Origin of the sequence: Massiliimalia massiliensis (assembly GCF_900155615.1) — a bacterium.
Taxonomy (GTDB): Bacteria; Bacillota; Clostridia; order Oscillospirales; family Ruminococcaceae; genus Massiliimalia; species Massiliimalia massiliensis.
Genome location: NZ_FUHT01000004.1, coordinates 329378 through 347233, shown reverse-complemented (window position 1 = coordinate 347233; position 17856 = coordinate 329378). Strand labels below are relative to the sequence as shown.

Annotated in this window: 20 protein-coding genes; all 20 read right to left on the bottom strand. The window is 48.2% G+C overall.

The window, feature by feature from the left end; genetic code table 11:
* Positions 1-4: 4 nt before the first annotated feature.
* Positions 5-2098 carry a MobP3 family relaxase gene (mobP3, locus tag CZ360_RS10160; RefSeq protein WP_077534092.1) on the bottom strand — a complete coding sequence of 698 codons (2094 nt, stop codon included), beginning with the start codon at positions 2096-2098 and terminating at the stop codon, positions 5-7.
* A 2-nt stretch (positions 2099-2100) separates the two neighbouring features.
* Positions 2101-2508: a hypothetical protein gene (locus CZ360_RS10155; protein WP_077534091.1), complete on the bottom strand. Its 408-nt coding sequence runs from the start codon at positions 2506-2508 to the stop codon at positions 2101-2103.
* A 329-nt stretch (positions 2509-2837) separates the two neighbouring features.
* Positions 2838-3236, bottom strand: a complete 399-nt coding sequence (locus tag CZ360_RS10150; protein ID WP_077534090.1) for a hypothetical protein — start codon at positions 3234-3236, stop codon at positions 2838-2840.
* A complete protein-coding gene (locus CZ360_RS10145) occupies positions 3233-3850 on the bottom strand; it encodes a gamma-glutamylcyclotransferase family protein (RefSeq protein ID WP_077534089.1) in 618 nt (205 codons plus the stop codon). The genes CZ360_RS10150 and CZ360_RS10145 overlap by 4 nt, the downstream gene beginning before the upstream one ends.
* 16 nt (positions 3851-3866) lie before the next feature.
* Positions 3867-4850: an amidoligase family protein gene (locus tag CZ360_RS10140; RefSeq protein WP_077534809.1), complete on the bottom strand. Its 984-nt coding sequence runs from the start codon at positions 4848-4850 to the stop codon at positions 3867-3869.
* Between the two features lie 29 nt (positions 4851-4879).
* Positions 4880-5143 (bottom strand): DUF6103 family protein, encoded by a 264-nt coding sequence (locus tag CZ360_RS10135; protein ID WP_077534088.1) that lies wholly within the window; start codon positions 5141-5143, stop codon positions 4880-4882.
* A gap of 10 nt (positions 5144-5153) precedes the next feature.
* Positions 5154-5417, bottom strand: coding sequence for a hypothetical protein (locus tag CZ360_RS10130; RefSeq protein WP_077534087.1), 264 nt, complete (start codon positions 5415-5417; stop codon positions 5154-5156).
* Between the two features lie 11 nt (positions 5418-5428).
* On the bottom strand, positions 5429-6058 hold the full coding sequence (locus tag CZ360_RS14205) for a DUF6329 domain-containing protein (protein WP_205411123.1): 630 nt from the start codon (positions 6056-6058) through the stop codon (positions 5429-5431).
* Between the two features lie 13 nt (positions 6059-6071).
* Positions 6072-6302 carry a hypothetical protein gene (locus CZ360_RS10120; protein ID WP_077534086.1) on the bottom strand — a complete coding sequence of 77 codons (231 nt, stop codon included), beginning with the start codon at positions 6300-6302 and terminating at the stop codon, positions 6072-6074.
* Entirely contained in the window at positions 6299-7339 is a 1041-nt protein-coding gene (locus CZ360_RS10115) for a hypothetical protein (RefSeq protein ID WP_077534085.1), read from the bottom strand. Before CZ360_RS10115 ends, CZ360_RS10120 begins: the two co-directional genes overlap by 4 nt.
* Positions 7336-7827 carry a hypothetical protein gene (locus CZ360_RS10110; protein WP_077534084.1) on the bottom strand — a complete coding sequence of 164 codons (492 nt, stop codon included), beginning with the start codon at positions 7825-7827 and terminating at the stop codon, positions 7336-7338. Before CZ360_RS10110 ends, CZ360_RS10115 begins: the two co-directional genes overlap by 4 nt.
* Entirely contained in the window at positions 7827-9701 is a 1875-nt protein-coding gene (locus CZ360_RS10105) for a VirB4 family type IV secretion system protein (RefSeq protein WP_077534083.1), read from the bottom strand. Before CZ360_RS10105 ends, CZ360_RS10110 begins: the two co-directional genes overlap by 1 nt.
* A 91-nt stretch (positions 9702-9792) precedes the next feature.
* Positions 9793-10560, bottom strand: coding sequence for a class B sortase (locus tag CZ360_RS10100; protein WP_077534082.1), 768 nt, complete (start codon positions 10558-10560; stop codon positions 9793-9795).
* Positions 10538-11146, bottom strand: coding sequence for a hypothetical protein (locus CZ360_RS10095; RefSeq protein WP_077534081.1), 609 nt, complete (start codon positions 11144-11146; stop codon positions 10538-10540). Before CZ360_RS10095 ends, CZ360_RS10100 begins: the two co-directional genes overlap by 23 nt.
* A 7-nt stretch (positions 11147-11153) precedes the next feature.
* Positions 11154-11414 (bottom strand): hypothetical protein, encoded by a 261-nt coding sequence (locus CZ360_RS10090; RefSeq protein WP_077534080.1) that lies wholly within the window; start codon positions 11412-11414, stop codon positions 11154-11156.
* Positions 11411-11797, bottom strand: coding sequence for a hypothetical protein (locus CZ360_RS10085; protein WP_077534079.1), 387 nt, complete (start codon positions 11795-11797; stop codon positions 11411-11413). Before CZ360_RS10085 ends, CZ360_RS10090 begins: the two co-directional genes overlap by 4 nt.
* A gap of 11 nt (positions 11798-11808) precedes the next feature.
* Entirely contained in the window at positions 11809-12744 is a 936-nt protein-coding gene (locus tag CZ360_RS10080; protein WP_229408040.1) for a conjugal transfer protein TrbL family protein, read from the bottom strand.
* Positions 12745-12799: 55 nt separating this feature from the next.
* On the bottom strand, positions 12800-13132 hold the full coding sequence (locus tag CZ360_RS10075) for a DUF3852 domain-containing protein (protein ID WP_077534078.1): 333 nt from the start codon (positions 13130-13132) through the stop codon (positions 12800-12802).
* Positions 13129-13470: a DUF7768 domain-containing protein gene (locus CZ360_RS10070; RefSeq protein WP_077534077.1), complete on the bottom strand. Its 342-nt coding sequence runs from the start codon at positions 13468-13470 to the stop codon at positions 13129-13131. Before CZ360_RS10070 ends, CZ360_RS10075 begins: the two co-directional genes overlap by 4 nt.
* Positions 13467-17837, bottom strand: coding sequence for a VaFE repeat-containing surface-anchored protein (locus CZ360_RS10065; protein ID WP_077534076.1), 4371 nt, complete (start codon positions 17835-17837; stop codon positions 13467-13469). The genes CZ360_RS10070 and CZ360_RS10065 overlap by 4 nt, the downstream gene beginning before the upstream one ends.
* Between the last annotated feature and the right edge of the window lie 19 nt (positions 17838-17856).

The window sequence follows — 17856 nt, the reverse complement described above, 5'->3', positions numbered from 1 at the left end:
TCGGTTATCCCATTTTCAATCCATGCGCCTGTTTCTTTTCTTCAATCTTCTGCCGGAGCTTTCTGTCGATCTCCATTCGCTGGCCGTCTTCATTTCTGCGAATACGGTCTTCAAACATTTGGGCAAGATGAGAGAGCAGGCGAAAAGACGCCATGCTGACAGACGGTTTTGTCATTCTTCCACTGTAGTAGTTCTGCAGAAGACGCGCGGCATACACATTGCCCTGTTCGGCGGAGTCCAACAGCAGAGCAATGCCGTTTTGAATATCCTGTTCAGCGTCTTTGCCGAACAGAAGCATTTTTCCAAGCTGATACTGTGCGTACTGATTTTTTTGTTTTACGGATTCCCACAGCCAATGAAGAGCCTTTCCTGTATCCTTTGGAACCCCGTCTTCACAGAGATACAATTTTGCAAGGAGATATTGTGCCTGACTGTTTTTTTGCTCTGCAGAAGAGTTCAGCAAGCGCTCTGCCTCAAATACATCTTTTTCGATATGCTCACCTCGAAAACAGAATTTACCGAGCAGATACTGCGCCCACCCATTCCCGTCATTTGCAGATTCCCGAAGGAGCCGGATCGCTTTCACTTCATCGCTCTGTACAGCAAGCCCGGCAAGGTGCATCTTTGCAAGAGAATATTTCGCATAGCTGTTGCCCTGATCGGAGGCTTTTTCGAGCCAGCTTTCGGCTTGCTGGAAATCCTGTTCTATTTCATTTCCCAAAAGATATAGCTTGCCGAGACGGTACTGTGCATACTCGTACCCCTGCGCAGCGGACAGCAGAAGCCATTGCACCGCTTCAGCTGGATCGTATAGAAGGCTGTCTTTGTCGAGGTATGCTTTTGCCTTGCGGTATTGAAACAGCGGATGGTCGGGATCGCTCCACCATTTTTTAGGCGCAGACGATTCTATCTTTGTTTCTTCCGGTTCCTGCTCATCGAGAGTGAATTCTTTCGGTTCGGATACTGCTTCTTCAAAGGTGATACGGTCATAGAGGATGTTCAGCGATTCCTGTATGACAGCGTTTTTGACTGCCTTAAATTCTTTGTTCTGTGACAGCGGCATCCGAGTATCGCGCTCATCCTGATAGGTGCCGGTGATAGTATCACGCTGTTCATACCACAAATCATAAAGCGCAGAAATATCTTTGTCCTTTGCCAGCTCATCCACAATTGCGTTCACGATATTGCGACCTGCCTGCGGAAGATACCCATATACCTTTTTGCCTTTGTAATTTTTCATCTGCTCCGACAGTTTCACCAATAGATCCGTAACAATAGGGTTATCGTAGCTGCCGGAGTTGATTCGTGATATGATGTCCGAGAGAACATCACGGCTCTGCTGTACCAAAGCATTTCTCTGGTTGGTCTGCTCGATATACACCTGCATCAGATCATGCTTGAAAATCTGACGGGCAAATGCCGCCTTAATATTTCGTATTCCTTGTTTAGTGAGATACGGTTCTTTCCCCACAGAGTAAGCGACCATGTGAATATGAGGATGATAGCTCTCATTGTGAAATGCAGCATACCACCGCAGATCACAAAGCGGTATCTTCATGTTCTTGGCAATTGTTTCTGCTTGGGAGCGTACAAGGTTTCGCCACGCATAGGCGTTGTCATAACCAAGACGGGAAGCGTCCTCGCGGCGAAGAGACAGGATATGCGTATACACATTCCCGTCATGATTTGCTACTTCCGCTGCAACCTTTGAAAGGTTAATCGGCACATTCTGATCCGTAAACAGACCATGCTCGCCCTGTCGTTCTGCACGGGGGCGCTTTGCAATATACTCCACATAGTTTTCTCTCTTGCCGATGAGATCGACATTATCTTCAATAGCGCGGGTGATAAATTCCGAAGCCGTTCCTTTGCTTGGATGGGACAGGTAGTCCGCATATTCAAAGCTGTTTTTCATGTCGGGAAATTCTTCAGTGAGTTCTGTAATCAGTTTCTTCTGTTCTTTGCTGACAGGTTTATACCGCCATGTGTCATCTATTTTCTGAACGCCGTCGCGTTGCGCGATATATTTGATGAGATGTTCCGAGTGCAGTCTGCTGCCGGATTTCAGATACCGGGATTTCAAAATAATCTTTGCCATTTTTAATTACCGTTTTGAAACTTCACAGCATTTTCAAGCCGCACCGATCCGCGCAGTTTTTTCACTTCATCTACGCACATACCACGCAGTTTTGTCAGCGTGCTTTCGTCAATCTGATTCGTCGCTGCCGTCACATGAAGCATCATGCAAAGCTCTACCGCAATTTTGAAAAGCAGAGTTGCCATCCGATCCTCGAAGGAGTCGAGGCTGCCCTGCATCGTAGAGATGATGACATTCGGAAGATACTGTTTGTATTCCTCGCTCGCAAGATATCCGCAGTAAAAAATGATTGCTTTTTCTATGAATTCGCTGGGACTTTTACAGTTATCCGCTTCAAAATTCTTCATGATTTTATCTTCCACAGACGGGTAAAGCCACAGCGGAATGCGTATTTTCTTTTCTTTTTCCATAGGCGTCTGCTCCTTTCTGACAGCCACCTTAAAACCGCCGTATTTTCCTTGCATACGGCAGTTTAGGTGTACCTAAACCGCAAAAACCGAAAAGGCTCACAAACCCTGACGCAGTCCGCATTGCGGGCTGCTGTGAACCGGCGGAAGGGGCGTTTACAGCCACCCGCCTTTATCCTGCAACCAAATCGCAGGCAAATGCCGGGCGATTTGCCGTTGTGTTTGCCATCTTTGCCGTTCCCTCAGAAACCGCCCAAATTCGTGCAAAGCCTGTCGGTCGGGTACTTTCTCCGCTTCGGCGTTATAATCGGCACACGGGGCGACACGGCGGCTCACAGGCTCGGTTTTTCTTTTTTGATAACCTTGCCGTCAAGACGAGAGAAGCAGCTTTCGGTAAAGGAGAGACCGCACTGATCGGCGAAGCGGTCCAGTACAGACAGCATATCTGCTTCCTTTAAGCTGACCGGTTCGGGAAGCGTATCATAACAGATCCACTCCGGCAACGCCGGATCGTCCTTGACGAACACATCGTATCCGAACCGAAGGGTGTCATCTGACCGATAGAGAACTGCGTCGAGGCGAAGACAACCGACAATGAGAGAAGCGGCAACCGTTTCCGAAAAATCAGAAGGAATATTTCGTCTTAGCCGCTGCACATCTTTTTCCTTGAGTTTTCGGTCGTAGCAATACCTGTCTTCAAGCTGTTTTTTTATTTCTTTGATACGGTTCACCAATGCATCCCCTCCGAAAAATAAAAGGGATCGGACTCGTCCATTTCCGGTTCCTCATTTGCAAGTTCTTCTTCCTCATCATCAAAATCTTCGTTTTCATATTCGGGATCGTCATCCGAATCGGAAATGTTAAACAGCGTCTGCTGACCGAACCGATTGCTGCACTCTCTGTAATATTTCTGTGTGCTGTCTTTGACGGCATTGTCAAGAATATCGGTATCCAGCTCGCAGTTGTGATATCCTTCCAGCACGGTTTGGTAATAATACGGAGTCGGAAGACCGAATCCCATCTTGAGATTCATGATATACACCATTGCATTTACTTCTTCACTGTCAAGCTGTACGGGAACATTCTGCTTGAAATAATGGGCGGGATATCCCTCGTAGCGGTCGAGCGATCTTTCATCCTGCGACTTTATCTCCCATACCGCGACAGGCACCGAAGAGCCTTCCTTCGGAGCAATGGTAGCAAAAGCACTATGCGGCTGTCCCTTGAACTGCAACTCGTAATTGTCAATCACGCCTGTTCCGTATAATTTCGCGCCGGGACAGCGGTATTTCATTTGGCGGATATTAAGGTTGCTGCCGTAGGCAACATATAATCGTTTGCTCATATTAACTTTTCACTCCTTACATCTGCATAGAAAAAGCAGGAGCGTCTTGCTCCTGCTCATCGAGTTCTGTGATTACTTCTTCCTCTGACAGTCGTTCTTCCGCTTCCTGTTCTGCCAGCCGTTTGGCGGCAAGCCTTGCCTTTTGTGCTTCTGCCTGCGCCGGATCACGCCATGCAATGTTACCCTCTAAATTTTTCAGCAGATGCTGTCGGGCGGTTTTGAATTCATCACCGATCAGTCCCAGCCGCAAAAGCCAAGTGCGGAAGGTATATTTCTCATTTTCCGGCTGCGTCTTGATGCGAGAGGCACCTCGCTGCACAAGCGCCTGATGGCTGATGGCAAGGCACAATTGAATATATGATTTGATTTCTCCGGCATGAAGTGTGGAATTGAACATACGGAATTCAATCGTGCCTTTTGAGAACACACTGTGCAGATTGAGCGCATGGTAACGGCTGTCATCGTAATGAATATATCGTCCACCGTATCCGTTGTACCACATCCTTTCCACTTCATCCATCGTCCGAGGGCGCTTGTGATTGAGTTCCTCTAAAAACCGGGTATCAGTTTTTTGACAGTAATGCTCGCGACTGACCTGAACTTTTAATGTCTTATAGAGCAAATCTTCTTTGGACGCCATGATATTCACAATATTTCGGAGCGTCTGCGGTGTATGGGAGGAAGCATCCACATGAACATGAATACCGCATGAGTCATTAACTTTTGCACCGCCTGCACGAAGTTTGCGCACAAGCTCCTGTACCGTTTCGATATCCTCATACTGACAAATCGGAGAAACAAATTCTACCGAGTAGTCCCGGCTTGCCGAACGGTTGTTGCCGTTTCTGCATCGGATGGAGGCGTCGCTCACCAGTTTCCATTGGCGGTTGCGGTTATCCCTGACCGTATAAGTGTCATACCCGCCGCCTATATGAGTTGCCTGTGTACCGAAATGTCCGGCAATAATTCTTGCCGCCGCTGCTCTTGTCAGTCCGGTCATCTCAATTTCGATGCCGAAGTTCTGGCTTCTCAATCGGAATCACCATCCGTGCCGGATTTAACGCCCACAGCAGAAGAAGGGACAACTTTCGGTTTCTTCGGTTTGGCGGCTGTTTTGTTTCTGGCATTCAGTTCAATGAATTCCCGCACACCGGCAGGGACATATTTGCTGTACAGCGCATCGGCGGCTTTCTCCATTTCATCTTCAAAGGAGAGGTCTTTCTGCGCCATATACAGCTTGGCGGCAGAGAGCTTCTCTGCGTCAAAAGACACAGGGATTACTGCTTTTTTCATGATGTTCACCTCACAAATTCATTTGGGGCTGTGCCATATCGACAGAGGGATGTTCTTGTTCGTTCAGCGCCGTCAGCCCATTGTTGTAATCATTGATCATCTTTTCAGCCTCGGTCATGGTTTGACTGCCGTCATACCATCGGGATTCCATCTCAGCAAGGGTATCTTCGATGGTGCCGCCCACATGGGCGGAGTAGCTTTTTGCTGCGTCAAGGAACGCCTCGCGCCCGTGCTTTTTATATATCCCGTACAGGGATTTCATTTTTCCTTTCATCTGCTTCTCCTTCACATAGAAAGAACAGGATCGGCGGGTTCGCTCCAATCCTGCTCGCTTGATTGCTTTTGTTCCTTTTCTGCCGGTATATACTGCGGATTCATCTGCATGATGATTTCATTTTCAAACAGCTCTACCGCATCAAATTCCGGTTGACTGCTTAACATCTCGCAAAGCATTGCTGTGTCAAGCGGATATTCGCCGGGGCTGGGATTAAAATCCGATAATAGGATTCGCAGCATACCGTTCTGATGATGAGACGGTGCAGTTCGCACAATCTCGTTCATTGCCGCCTGCATCCGGTCGCAGTAATCCTGCAATACCGGATCATATCGCTGATCCTGCCGCAAAAGCTGACGGGCATTGGGAACAAATGCAGAATATCGGGCGTAGGCGCTGCCTTCGGATTCTACGAGAATGCCGTCATCCCGACCTTCGCCCAACACCAGCAGACAATGGTATACACCGTCTGTGTCCTCATACATACAGTCGGTGTTTTCGAGGATGAAATCATAATCGTTCAACAGGTTTTCCGAGAAATGATCAAACCAATCAGCAGACAATTCTACGGTTTTCTCTACCACACAGGGGTTTGTTTCAATCTCCGTATCTTTTCTGCGGAGAGGTACATTGATTTTCATAGCGGTTTCTCCTTCACATAGACAATTTTGGATGTTCGTCCTCGCTGTGGTAGACTTCATCATCCATAACATCTGCACCGAGCATTCCGAGAATATTATCAAGCTGCTCAGTTCCCGAACAGCAGTCCGGGGTATTGGCAAGGTAGGCTGTGGTCTGAACCGCATCTTCCGCCAGCAGGATTTCATTGGTTTCGTTTTCTTGTTTCTGCCGTTCTTCTGTAGGTGTCATTGTTTTTTTACTCATGAATTTGTTTCCTCCTGTTCTTCAACATAACTGATATACGGTATTTTCAGCCAGTGCGTCCATGCTGTATCGCTAAGGTTTGTCAGTATAACGCCTGCCGTAGTGTTCGCTGCCTGAACCACCTTGCCGTTCCCGATATAGATACCGATATGACCTTCATGCCACACCGCCAATCCGGGGATTTCGGGGATGGTATCAATCGTGCCTTTCTCTGTGGCGTTCTCATACATGGTATCCGCACCGATATCGGGCATACCGTTTGTACCGTAGTTGACTTCCTTAGTTTCGGGATCAAGCCAGCCATAGCCTTTAATCAGCCCAACACAGTCTGCAGTCCGCCTGCCCAGCCAATTCTGACGGATGAAATCCTCATGACCGCCAACCTCGTCCGGGTATTGTTCCAGCTTAAAATCAAACATTTCCTGATCAAATACATTACCGTAGGTTCCGTACACATAGCCCCATCCGGCTTTCTTCGCTTTCATTGCCCACTGCACAAGATCAAGATTATTCTTTGTAGCAGGATCGGTGTAGCCGGAGAGGTCGATTGCCACAGCACGGATGTTTCCCATGATCTTTCCGAAATCTTCGGCGGTAAGCTGCGTGCCGAATGCGGAGTTAACCGCTACGATAAGCTGTGCATCTGTCTGATCTTCAGCAAAACACCCGACCAGCTTTGAGACAAAGCCGTCCTCCGAAGCATAGCCGGAGAGCGCAAGCACATAAAGCACCTGCGCTTCCTTTACTCTGCCGCCAAAGCCTGCGGTTTTCATTTCATCCTCAATGGCGTACATGGTATCCTGGGCAAACTGCAGCTTTTGCTGTTCCTCGGCGGAGAGGTTCTCCACCACCATCGTTTGCAGACGGTCGGTATCAATCTCAATGCTGCCGTTGAAGATGGAGACAATCGCCACGATGGGCATGATGATTATGATAATAATTCCAAGCACAATGCCAAGAATGGTTTTCACCACCTTCGGATTGGTCAGCAGTGATACCGCAATCTTTTTAAGGGCGGCGGCAACGGTGGCACTCATAGATGCATCTCCATGCTGTGAGACAAGCTGTTTTCGTAATCTTCCAAACAGGAGTGAAGGGAGACGGTAAAGGCACAGCTAAAAGCATCCTGTATATCCATCTCCGAACAATCCTTAATCTTTTTGCATCCGCATTCCAAGAGCGTTTTTTGAGAAGGCATATCCTGCATAACGAGCCGTGGATATCCGTTAAGAGATACCGTGTCGCCGATCTTCAGCGCTATTCCCATACAGTCGTGCATACCGGAATCCTCGCCCACAAAGCCTTTGACCTCCCGAAACCATTCGCCGTCATCGAGATAAAGATAGGTCGCGTCCTCATGAAGACCGGTCAGCGTATTCTTTTCGCTTAACAGCTCGCCAATCTTCTCAAGTTCATCGGAAGTGTTCCTGTTTGTCATTGTCGCACTTTTCAAGGTCAGATGTTTTTTGAGTTCGGCGATTTCTTTCGTCAGCTCACGGACTCTTTTTTCTTCTGCCGTATTCATTATCGTCCACCTGACTTTCCGAACAGCGCCGTTTTGTATTCAGGAGCGATGACCTGCAGGAGATATCGTTCGTTTCCGCATCGGTAGAGACAGGTTCCTCTTTCGGGATATTTAATCAGTTCAAACTCGCTTGGCTCAACCTGTAAGGCGTCCATATATTCCTTGGGATTGATCTGTCCGGCATTGAACAGGAACTGATGCGTAGGGATAGAAAACAGCGGTTTTGTAAACTCACGGATAGACGGAATCAGAAAATCTTCGATATTCTGACTTGCCAGTATGATCGAGGATTCCTTTTTACGCACACGCTTCATGGCGTTGCGAATATATTCGATTGCCGTCATATTTGTAAGAAAGAGGTACAGCTCGTCAATGCTCGCCGCTGTATTACCTTTGCCGAGGTACAGCTCGTCAATGCTCGCCGCTGTATTACCTTTGCCGAGGAGCTGGTTGCTCATAAAAGACAGGATGTTGAACAGCATGGCGTCTTTGAGGCGCTTGTTGGTATCCATTAAGCCCTTCACACCAAACACAAGAAAAGCGTCATCGGTGATATTGGTATGGCCGTTAAAATATTTGCTTTCCGCGCCCACGCACATGGAGTGGATGCCGAGGCATACCTCTTGGAGCGTTTCTTCGGTGTAGAGATATTTTCTCTGCTTATCGTAGGTCATAAATTCTTCTTCGCACAGGTTATAGAAATCCTCCATGATAGGAAAGTCGGACGGATTCTTTGCACTGTAATCGGTACTGTCGGTAATGCCGAATCGGGCATACAGCTTCGACAGCAGGATTTCAATTGTATCGATCTGACTGTCGCTGAAATCCTTGTAGCTGCGGAAGAAATCTTTTAAAAAGGCGATATGCTGGCTGAGCCTCGTCACCTTTTTGAACGCCGCAGGTGCGTCGGGATCAACATCATCTGTGCTGTCGTTCCACGCTTTGGGTTCCAACGGATTGATGGTGTATTCACCGGAAAGAAAATCGATATAACAGCCGCCCAGCGCCGAACAGATTTCCTCGTATTCGCTTTCTGGGTCAAGGCAGATAATCCGCTTGCCCGATTCTCGAAGATTGGTGAGTATCAGTTTTAACAGATAGCTTTTGCCTTGACCGCTGTTTCCGAGAATGAGGATATTGCTTGTAGTCTTGTCCTCGGCTCTGCGATCAAAGTCCACGAGGATGTTTGTGCCAAATTTATCTCTACCGATATAGATGCCTTTCGGATCGGTCTTGCCTGAAAAATTAAAGGGATATAGATTTGCCACCGAGCTTGCTGGCAGGACGCGCTCATACTGTGCGCCGAACTGATTTGCGCCCACAGGCAGAACAGAGAGAAATCCTTCTTTCTGCCGTAAGGTCAGACGGTCTACCGACATCTTGGAGCGCGTAAGCTCCATTGCTATCTCGCTCTGTAATTCTTTGAGCGCGTCCATGTTTCGTGCTTTTAACTCAATGAACACCGAACAGTGCAGAAGCGGCTCACGGTTCTTTCTCAGATTCGCCAGCAGCTCCACCACATCTTGGAGGTTGCCCTCCGCTTCAATGGTTTCGTTTACATCGGTGCCGCCGCTTTTCAGCTTGTTTCGGCGGGTAGCGTTTTGGATAATTTTGCGCTGCTCCATGCTCTCCACCAAGCGATGGTAGATGCGCAAAGTTACGCCACTGCGGTCGGCAAGCTGCGAGAGGATGGCTTGTTCTTCGGTAGAGGGCGGATATTCACGGATCGCCCACACACAGCGATAGCTGTCGCCAAGGATATAATGGTCGGATAGAAATTTGACCGTGCCGGGCAGGATCATGTCGAAGAAGTCTTTTGTGCGAACTTCTTCCATCTGCTCCGGTGTCAAAACTTTTGGTTTGCGTTTCAGCATTTTTCCTCCTTCTGCCGTTTTGCAAAGGCAGAAGGAATCTATGTTAATCAGCCGTTCTGCCATTTGCAAAACGACTGATCTATTTTCTTAGTTATTGTGTCTTTACTGCTGCTACAAGCAGCCTGCCGTCTTTTCCTGAACCGTAACAGGTGGACAGGGTGATAATCTGCTGCCCAAACACAGGTGTAATGCCGGTATCATAAAGCGATTTTTGCATAACCATTTCTATTTGCTCGGTAAACTCCGCACTGTCGGCCGCAAGGATAAAACTGTACCAAACATCGGTTTTCTGAACAGCGGCAACGGCAAAGACAGTATATTTCTCCGCACCGGATGCTGTTTGCAGTTCTATGGTCGAATGTTCATAGTAAAAGGACTGCTCGGTATAGTGCCGAAGCGCGGAAAACATCGTGCCGTTTTTCATGTTATGACCGTAAAGGATAAGATTGTCACTCTCCAAATCGCACTGACAGTCCAGAAACGGCACACCGCTTTGGCTGTATTCGCCGTAGAAATTTCGGCGCAGATATTTCTGCGGATTCTCCGGCGTGTGCATGACAGGATAGTTGACCGCCGTATCGGGAACGCACAGCCAGCCGATGCAATCTCCATTTTGAGTGAAAAGCTCCGACAGATCCCGCAGGACTTCTGCCTTTTCATGGGTTTCATACGACGAAGAGGCTGTTTCATCGATAGGTTCGGCAGGCGGCAACTCCACCAGCTCGGCAAGGGTATCAAAATCGTCCTTTTCTTTCTGTTGGGATGATAATTCCTTCCAAATCATTGCGCCTGACAGGATCAATACCACCGACAGCAGAACAGAGAGGATGACAAGGCTAATCTTCCGAGTTTTCGTCATTGTCTACCTCGTAAAACTGTTCGCCGTCCACATCCGGCATTGCCTCTCCGTTCATGCTGGCTTCAAAGTACAGGGCAAGGAAGCGCTTGATATCCGCTTTCTTCATCCGCTGTACCTCAAAGCCCTGCTCGGATATGACTTTCTCAATCCGGTTGGCAGTATCAAAGGTCTGTTTGTCCTTTGTGTTTTTCAGCCTTGCGATAAACAAAAACTGCCTTGCAGTCGCCATCTCCATTTGGATATTGTCGAGGAAATCAATGTCCTTTTTGATGATTTTCCGCACCTTTGGGTTCTGTTCTTCCGAGAGCCTGTCGTGCAGATATGCCTTGTTATCGTCAAAGCATTCGGAAGAGTCGGTGCAGGTGATCTCGATATCAGGGATGGCAGACAGTACCATCATCAGATGGCGGATTTTAATCTCGATGTTCACATAGGAGAGGACAGAGATGTTTGTCGGGGAAACAAGATAAAACAAAAGCTCGCCCTTATTCGTAGCGAGCCCGTATTTCGTAAATGTCTTGATGCCGATTAAGTTCTGCACCGAGCGTCCTTTTTTCTTTTTCTGCGGTTTCTCTTTCTTTGCCATGTGCCGGTCACCTCCATTCGTAATATTGCTGGGTTGATATAAAGTACCGCACGGCATATTTCATAAAATCCAGTATGGTCGTATCGTCCAGACGGATGGTCAAAAAGCCATAGCAGAGCGTGGCGGCAGCGGGGATCACAATCCGAAGCTGCACCAACGCTACAATGGAAAGCAGTGCGGCAATGCCGAGAATACAAAAATCCCGCAGTCCCCACAGCCACAGGTTGGCTGTGGCTTTTAAATTCTGCGGGTATAGATACTGTGTCATGAAATCCCTCCCATTGTCGGCGCACCGCCGCAAGTCTCGTTGCAAAATTCCTGCGGTGTCTGACCATGTGTTTGCATAATCTTTTCGGCTATCATGTCTTTCATGAGCTGTGTTTCGGCAGCGGTTGGCTCATAATCAAAGTATTCGCTTCCATCATCGCGGCTGATCTCGCATTCGATGCGGAGCGTATCTGCAAAAGGATTATATTTCCCGTACAGATTCAGCCATGCGCCGTCCTCATCGTTGATATGAATGCCGAATTTTTCATCCACATCAAACCATGATTCAAAATATACCGTGATTTCCTGTCCGATGTCACAGTCAACATCCATATCTGCATCCACACGCAGATCGTCTTTTTCGAGTTCCTTGTTTTCTTTCATGCTGCATTACCTCACTTTCCTGCGGCTCTGGCAACAGAACGCGTCAGATTGACCGCTGTGGTCGTTGCGTGAACAACGCTCATCATGTTGACTCTCACGCTCGAATCAAGTCCAAACTGCTGCGCAATCCTCGGCACTTCGTTTGCGGCGAGCATGATGCCAAGCCCCAGCAGCATATTGCCGGGGAAGGTCAGCAGCCCCAAGAATAACAGCGAAGTCTGCATGAATGCCGTTAAACACAAGGCTGCAATCTGCTTCATCCACTGATTAAAGCCGTCCTGATAGCCTCTCGGCACAGAGAACATATACAGCGCGCCTACAGCCATTTGAATGAGCAGGATTCCGCCGCGCTTGATGTTGGCGAAAAATATCTTGATTACACAGTAAGCAAAGGCAATCAGCGCAAGGATGTTGAATAGGTTGAAATTGATGTCTGCCGATACCGCAAAGCTACCCACCAGCACGCTGGTGCTTTCTCCCGCAAGATCAAGGGTTCGTCCGCCTGCAAAAATAGCGGACAGATCGCGGGAGAAAGTGTTTTGCAGGCTGATGCAGAACTTATACAGCTCCACAGGGACGATGCCAATCAGCGAACAGGCAAAAAAGCCTTTGAGGATATTGACAGCCGTTGACTTGATATTCGCTCTGCCGCATTGGTACTCAATCGCCACATCGAATATGGCGACAACCACACCTGCGACAAAAAGCGCCCAGCCAAACAGTGTAAAGAGCCTGATGGTCGCCTGAATCCAGTCAAGATCAAAAATATCTGCGCCCATATTACCCATCAGGGTAAAAAAATCGGCAACGGCATTGTAGATAGTTTCATACATCCATTTGAGCATGGTGTTCCAGATTACATTGGAAATTTGCTCTCCTAAAAAGTCAAATACGCCGCCGATGGCGTCACCAATACCGGAGAATATATCTCCTAACCAGTCGAACAAGCGCTTCACCTCCAATCAGCCGTCCCGATTTTTCGGGACGGCTCTGTTCGATCAGCTAGAGAATTGTCCAGATATACAGCGGCGCTGTCAGCGTAAAAATCAAGCACGCAAACAGGATGCAAGGTGCGGCAAATTCAAACTGCCCGTGCTTGCGGTACTCGAAGTAGCTCGTCCCGACTTTCACAAAAAACAGGATTGCCAGAATCATATCCACTACAGGGAAAACAACATTGTTTACGACTGTCTGTATCTGACTTTTGGCGGTGTTCCAAGTGCTTTCAATCGCTCCTGCCACATCGCCTGCGGCAAAGGCAGGTACGGCGGTAATAGCAACCATGAGTGTCAGAACCGCCACACACATAAGAATTCGAAGCGTTTTCTTCTTCATAAGCAGTTTCCTCCAATCTTTTTTCGGATATCACATTCCCGTATTTTACGAGTTTTTACATTGAGATTTTTGCAGAACTGTATTTCGGATTGCATTCCCTCGGTTTCCTCATCTCCGAAGATCCACATTTCATCACAGAACCACAAAAGCGAAAGACCGGCAGCCATGCCGATTTCCCGTTCTTTGGGATTGCTGTCATCAAGACACTCTGCATAGAAATGCGGCACGACCGGAGCCGTGCCGCACAACAATGCATATTTGGTATATCGGCGGACTCTACGCAGATTTTCTGCCACATTACCGCCGAGAGGGGCGCAGATATACACCTTTTTCATCATTCGTTGTCATCATCCTTCTTTTTCTTGAAGTAGACGATTACGCAGGAGATCAGGCCACCGACAGCGATACTGCCAAGTCCGATCCAAAAGCCGAGATTGCTGTTGTCACCGGTCTGCGGAATATCAGGGACAGGAGGTGTGAGCTTTACAGTCTGACCTTCGTCCTCAATGTCTGCATGGGCAACGATTTCCACATCGTCACGGTACAGGCTTTCAAACACAACGATTTCGGTTGCGGTTGTCAGCCCTGATGCGTCAAAAACAAAGGTGACGGTGATTTCACCGTTCGGTGTGTCGGGCTTAAAGGTGAAAGAGCTGCGGATTTCTTTTCCGTCAACAAGCAGTGGTTCGCCTGTGGATTTATCCATGAGAATGCCTTTAACAGTGTACTCTTTACCGGGTATAAGGTTTTTGTAGGATACAACATCCTCAATCTTTACTCTGTCGCTTGTGGTAATTTCCTTCTTTCCATCTGCCGTTGCCTGTGTGCTGATTTCGGGGACTTTTACCGTTACGGTCTGATCTTCGTCCTCGATATCCGCATGAACGGCAAGCTCCATACCGTCACGGTAGAGGCTTTCAAACACTACGATATCGGTGTCTGTCTTGATACACTTGGCATCGAAGGTGAATTCAACGATAACTTCGCCGGAAGGTTCTTCCGGTGTAAATACGGTTTCAGCATGGATTTCTTCGCCGTCAATCATAAGCGGCTTGCCTGTGGATTTATCCATAAGCACACCCTTCAGCACATATTCCTTGCCGGGGATCAGATGCTTGTAGGATACGGTATCGGTAAGGGTGAACACCTCGGTTGCACAGACTTCCTTTTCACCGTCCACAGTCGCAGTTGTTCCGATTTCGGGGATACGGTCATTGACTACGGTGATTTCGATGAACTGTTCATGCTCACATACGGTCATAGAATAGATTTCCTCATTCGGCAGGAAGCCCTCCGCAGGCTGCAGTTCCTTGACAAGCCAGTTTCCGTAAGGGATATTCTCAAAGATGAAGATACCGTCCTCACCGGACTCGGCTGTAAGGATTGCTTTTTCTGCCGTAAACTCGGTTTCATCCGCACGGAACAGACCGAACAATGCCCCCGCAATGATTTCTTCGGTTTCACGGTCAATTTTCAAGCCTTTGAAAGTACCGTAAATGAGATTATTTTCAATGGCTTCGCCGTCATTGACCTTGATTTCCACAAGGATGGATTCCTGTCCGGCATAATCAAACACAATCGGGTGCTTCTGTCCCGAAATTTGATAATGGCCGTCTGTGCTGATTTCCTTAACATACAGCTTTGCACCAACGGGAATATCCGCAGTAAAAACTGCATGGCCGTTTTCATCGCAGTTTACGATTTCCAAGAGACCGTCTGCCGGGATCACGCTGCCGTCTGTAGCAGTAAGATTCTCTGCGGCGAACAGACCAAACTGTACCGAAAGGATTTCGTTGTTGTTTCCAACGCCAAAGATTTCGTTTTTCTCCAAAACCTTTGAGAGACTGATTTCTGCCTTTTGGCATTCGTTATAGAAACTTGCCGCTGTTTCTGTGATCTCAATCTCCTGTCCTGCATAGGTCAGCTCGACAGAATGCACTTCGTCACTAATGGCCATGCCAAACGGCGCAATTTTTTCGCGCACCTCAAATTTTCCGAGATACAGTGGCTCTGAGGTGGCTGTTCCGTCTGCGCCTGTGGTAACCTCCGCAACTACATCGCCTTTGGCATAGCGGAGCGTGCCGTCCAAGGTATAAACATCTTCAGCAGCGGTGATTTCATAGACCGCACCGGGCAAGCCGTGAACCGAGAAGACAGGCTGATACAATCCATCAGCTTCGACCACAGAAGAAAAAACCTCGCCGGTCTTGCTGATTTTAATAATGCCTTTCTGCGCTACATTGTGTTTTTCTACCGTTACGATTGTCTGACTGCCGTCTACTGTGAAGGGAACAGGATTGCTGTCGAGGACATATCCGTAACAAGTGTTCTGCTCAATGATTTCGTAATTTCCGTAAGGTAGCGCCTCCGGCATCATGAGCTTGCCTGTGCTGTCGGTGTAGTAAATGTCGATATCCACAGGCGTCGGGTAGTTGATATGCTGAACAATATATTCGCCGGTATCGATATTGCGCACTTTGAAACCGATGCCGGAAGCGGGGATCACCTTGCCGGTTTCAATATCCTTTTTCACAATCTCAATAAAAGCTTCGAATGCGGCATTGTTGATGAGATAGCGATAGACTTCGCCATTCTTATTGACGAACACATCGAAGGCAGGCATTAATTCCTTGCCGTCCCATCCTTTGGTTTGCTTTACGGTATAAATGCCATAAGGAAGGTCTTTGGTTTCGGCAAATCCGAATTCATCACAAACAAGGATATCTCGCTCGGATTCCTTTGCGGCTTCATAACTGCCGGAGGATTTGATGAACACCTCAAATTCCGCACCTTCTTCGGGCGTTTCAATCTGCGTTTCGCCGTCATCGCAGTGCTTAATGACAGCAATCTTGCCTTTTTGAACGGTTTCGAGAGTATCCAGCGCCGTGCTGTTGTACTCTACGGTATAGAGTTTCGGTTCAGCGCCGATATGCTCGCTGCCTTCCGTTACAAGGTATCCTTCGGAGGCTGACAGCTCGCGCAGACTCCAATCGGAATCACAGATATAGAACTTGGTGGTAAACTGCCCATTGGTGTCTGTGGTATAGGTGTCCACGAGCTGATCGCCCTTAAAAATGCCATAGACAGCCCCGCCGAGAGAAGCGTCCCCCTGTGCAGTACCGGTTTCCTTATCACTCTTGGTTACGGTGAGCTGCCATTTCTTGAGGACATTCTCAAAGGACTTGCTTGTCACCTTGTTCCACTCAACTGCCGCCAATTGATCTTCAGGAATAACATAACGGATGGCGGTATCCACTTCTTCGAGAGTATAGCCCGTGCCAATAAGAACATCTTTGAAATACGCCTTGCCATCGCCGCCGACCACAGCATATTCATCTACCGCCAAACCGGAGAGCGATGTGCCGAACAAGTGGAATTTTGCACCCTCGCTGAGTCCGTCCTCGCTGGTCTTGGCAACCGTGAGATCACCGCGCTTTAACACATTGCTGAAAGTAACAGTTGCCGTCTGACCGCTGACTACAGTAACACGGCGAACCTCCTGCGGCTCGTATTTTTCCTCTGTCAGCTCGGTTACGGTGTAAATTCCGGGCATGAGATTATCAATTTGAATCTGACCGCCGTTTTTGGTCTGTACGGTTTGATCAATACCCTTGCCCTGTACATGGAAAGACACACCGTCCACCTTGCCATCCTCGGAGGTCTTGACGATTTTCGCTGAACCGTAGGAAACCTTGATATTCAAATAGCCCTTTACAGGATCGTTGACCGACTGTGCATAGGTGACGGTATCCTGCAGTTCGCCGTTCGGGCCGTAAACACCGTCTGTCCAAGTGATGATTCCACGCCTTTGCGAATTTTTCTTTTCTGCCGTAATCGTAACGGCGCTTTCCGGCGCTGCATAGGCGGTAATCGTCAGCTTATTTCCGCTTATAGAGAAACGAATACCCGAAGCGCTTGCGGAGAAAGAATAATTCCCAAGGACATTGTTTGTATCGGTAAGTGTGGCGGTATACTTTTCGCCGTCCCATTCCAGTTCAATATTCTGTGCCTTTCCTGTGGATTTGGAAAAGAAGCTCGGCACTTTGGAATGTTTCTGCACACTTGCCGCAATGGAATTGTAGTAGCCCATGATTTGGCTGTACAGCGGGTGACCTGTGCTGATCTGATCGCAGATTGCGTCTTTGCCGCCTGTGCCGACTTTGTTAAAATCAGCGTCACGCTCGCCAACAACTGTTTCCCAAATCAAAAGCTGTGTGGCAACAGCGTATGCCAGCTTGTCAGCGCCCTCGTTCTGCGAACGCCAAGAGGTCGAAATCGTACCCGTATATCCATACTGAAAGATACGACCGATGAACAGCTTAATATCATCGGGGGAGATGGTGTTATTGTAGGATGAGGGATAGTTATCCCAAAAATCCTCTCCCTTTTTCGTAAAGCGGTCGCCTGTTTTCAGCGGGACGCCGGGTTCAATGCAGTAACAGATATTGCCGTCATACGAACCCATAGCATAAACACTGGTGTATCGTGATTTATGAACAGACCAACCATTCATAAATTCATGACCGTCATGTCCCCATTTGCCGCCATAGTTGGCATCACCGTCACGGGGAAAGGAAACGAGGCAAACCTCATCGGTTTCTTCTGCTGCGTAGGCTGTCGTTGCGCCGATTCCAAGGAAGGATGCAAGGCACATGACAACGGCTAAAAGCAGCGAAACGCCTCTTTTCTGAATCGTTGTGTTCATTGTGAAAAAACTCCTTTCG

Coding starts and splice junctions, on each gene's coding strand:
- mobP3 (WP_077534092.1), bottom strand. CDS start 2,098: ATGGCAAAGATTATTTTGAAATCCCGGTATCTGAAATCCGGCAGCAGA.
- CZ360_RS10155 (WP_077534091.1), bottom strand. CDS start 2,508: ATGGAAAAAGAAAAGAAAATACGCATTCCGCTGTGGCTTTACCCGTCT.
- CZ360_RS10145 (WP_077534089.1), bottom strand. CDS start 3,850: ATGAGCAAACGATTATATGTTGCCTACGGCAGCAACCTTAATATCCGC.
- CZ360_RS10140 (WP_077534809.1), bottom strand. CDS start 4,850: ATGACCGGACTGACAAGAGCAGCGGCGGCAAGAATTATTGCCGGACAT.
- CZ360_RS10135 (WP_077534088.1), bottom strand. CDS start 5,143: ATGAAAAAAGCAGTAATCCCTGTGTCTTTTGACGCAGAGAAGCTCTCT.
- CZ360_RS10130 (WP_077534087.1), bottom strand. CDS start 5,417: ATGAAAGGAAAAATGAAATCCCTGTACGGGATATATAAAAAGCACGGG.
- CZ360_RS14205 (WP_205411123.1), bottom strand. CDS start 6,058: ATGAAAATCAATGTACCTCTCCGCAGAAAAGATACGGAGATTGAAACA.
- CZ360_RS10120 (WP_077534086.1), bottom strand. CDS start 6,302: ATGAGTAAAAAAACAATGACACCTACAGAAGAACGGCAGAAACAAGAA.
- CZ360_RS10115 (WP_077534085.1), bottom strand. CDS start 7,339: ATGAGTGCCACCGTTGCCGCCGCCCTTAAAAAGATTGCGGTATCACTG.
- CZ360_RS10110 (WP_077534084.1), bottom strand. CDS start 7,827: ATGAATACGGCAGAAGAAAAAAGAGTCCGTGAGCTGACGAAAGAAATC.
- CZ360_RS10105 (WP_077534083.1), bottom strand. CDS start 9,701: ATGCTGAAACGCAAACCAAAAGTTTTGACACCGGAGCAGATGGAAGAA.
- CZ360_RS10100 (WP_077534082.1), bottom strand. CDS start 10,560: ATGACGAAAACTCGGAAGATTAGCCTTGTCATCCTCTCTGTTCTGCTG.
- CZ360_RS10095 (WP_077534081.1), bottom strand. CDS start 11,146: ATGGCAAAGAAAGAGAAACCGCAGAAAAAGAAAAAAGGACGCTCGGTG.
- CZ360_RS10090 (WP_077534080.1), bottom strand. CDS start 11,414: ATGACACAGTATCTATACCCGCAGAATTTAAAAGCCACAGCCAACCTG.
- CZ360_RS10085 (WP_077534079.1), bottom strand. CDS start 11,797: ATGAAAGAAAACAAGGAACTCGAAAAAGACGATCTGCGTGTGGATGCA.
- CZ360_RS10075 (WP_077534078.1), bottom strand. CDS start 13,132: ATGAAGAAGAAAACGCTTCGAATTCTTATGTGTGTGGCGGTTCTGACA.
- CZ360_RS10070 (WP_077534077.1), bottom strand. CDS start 13,470: ATGATGAAAAAGGTGTATATCTGCGCCCCTCTCGGCGGTAATGTGGCA.
- CZ360_RS10065 (WP_077534076.1), bottom strand. CDS start 17,837: ATGAACACAACGATTCAGAAAAGAGGCGTTTCGCTGCTTTTAGCCGTT.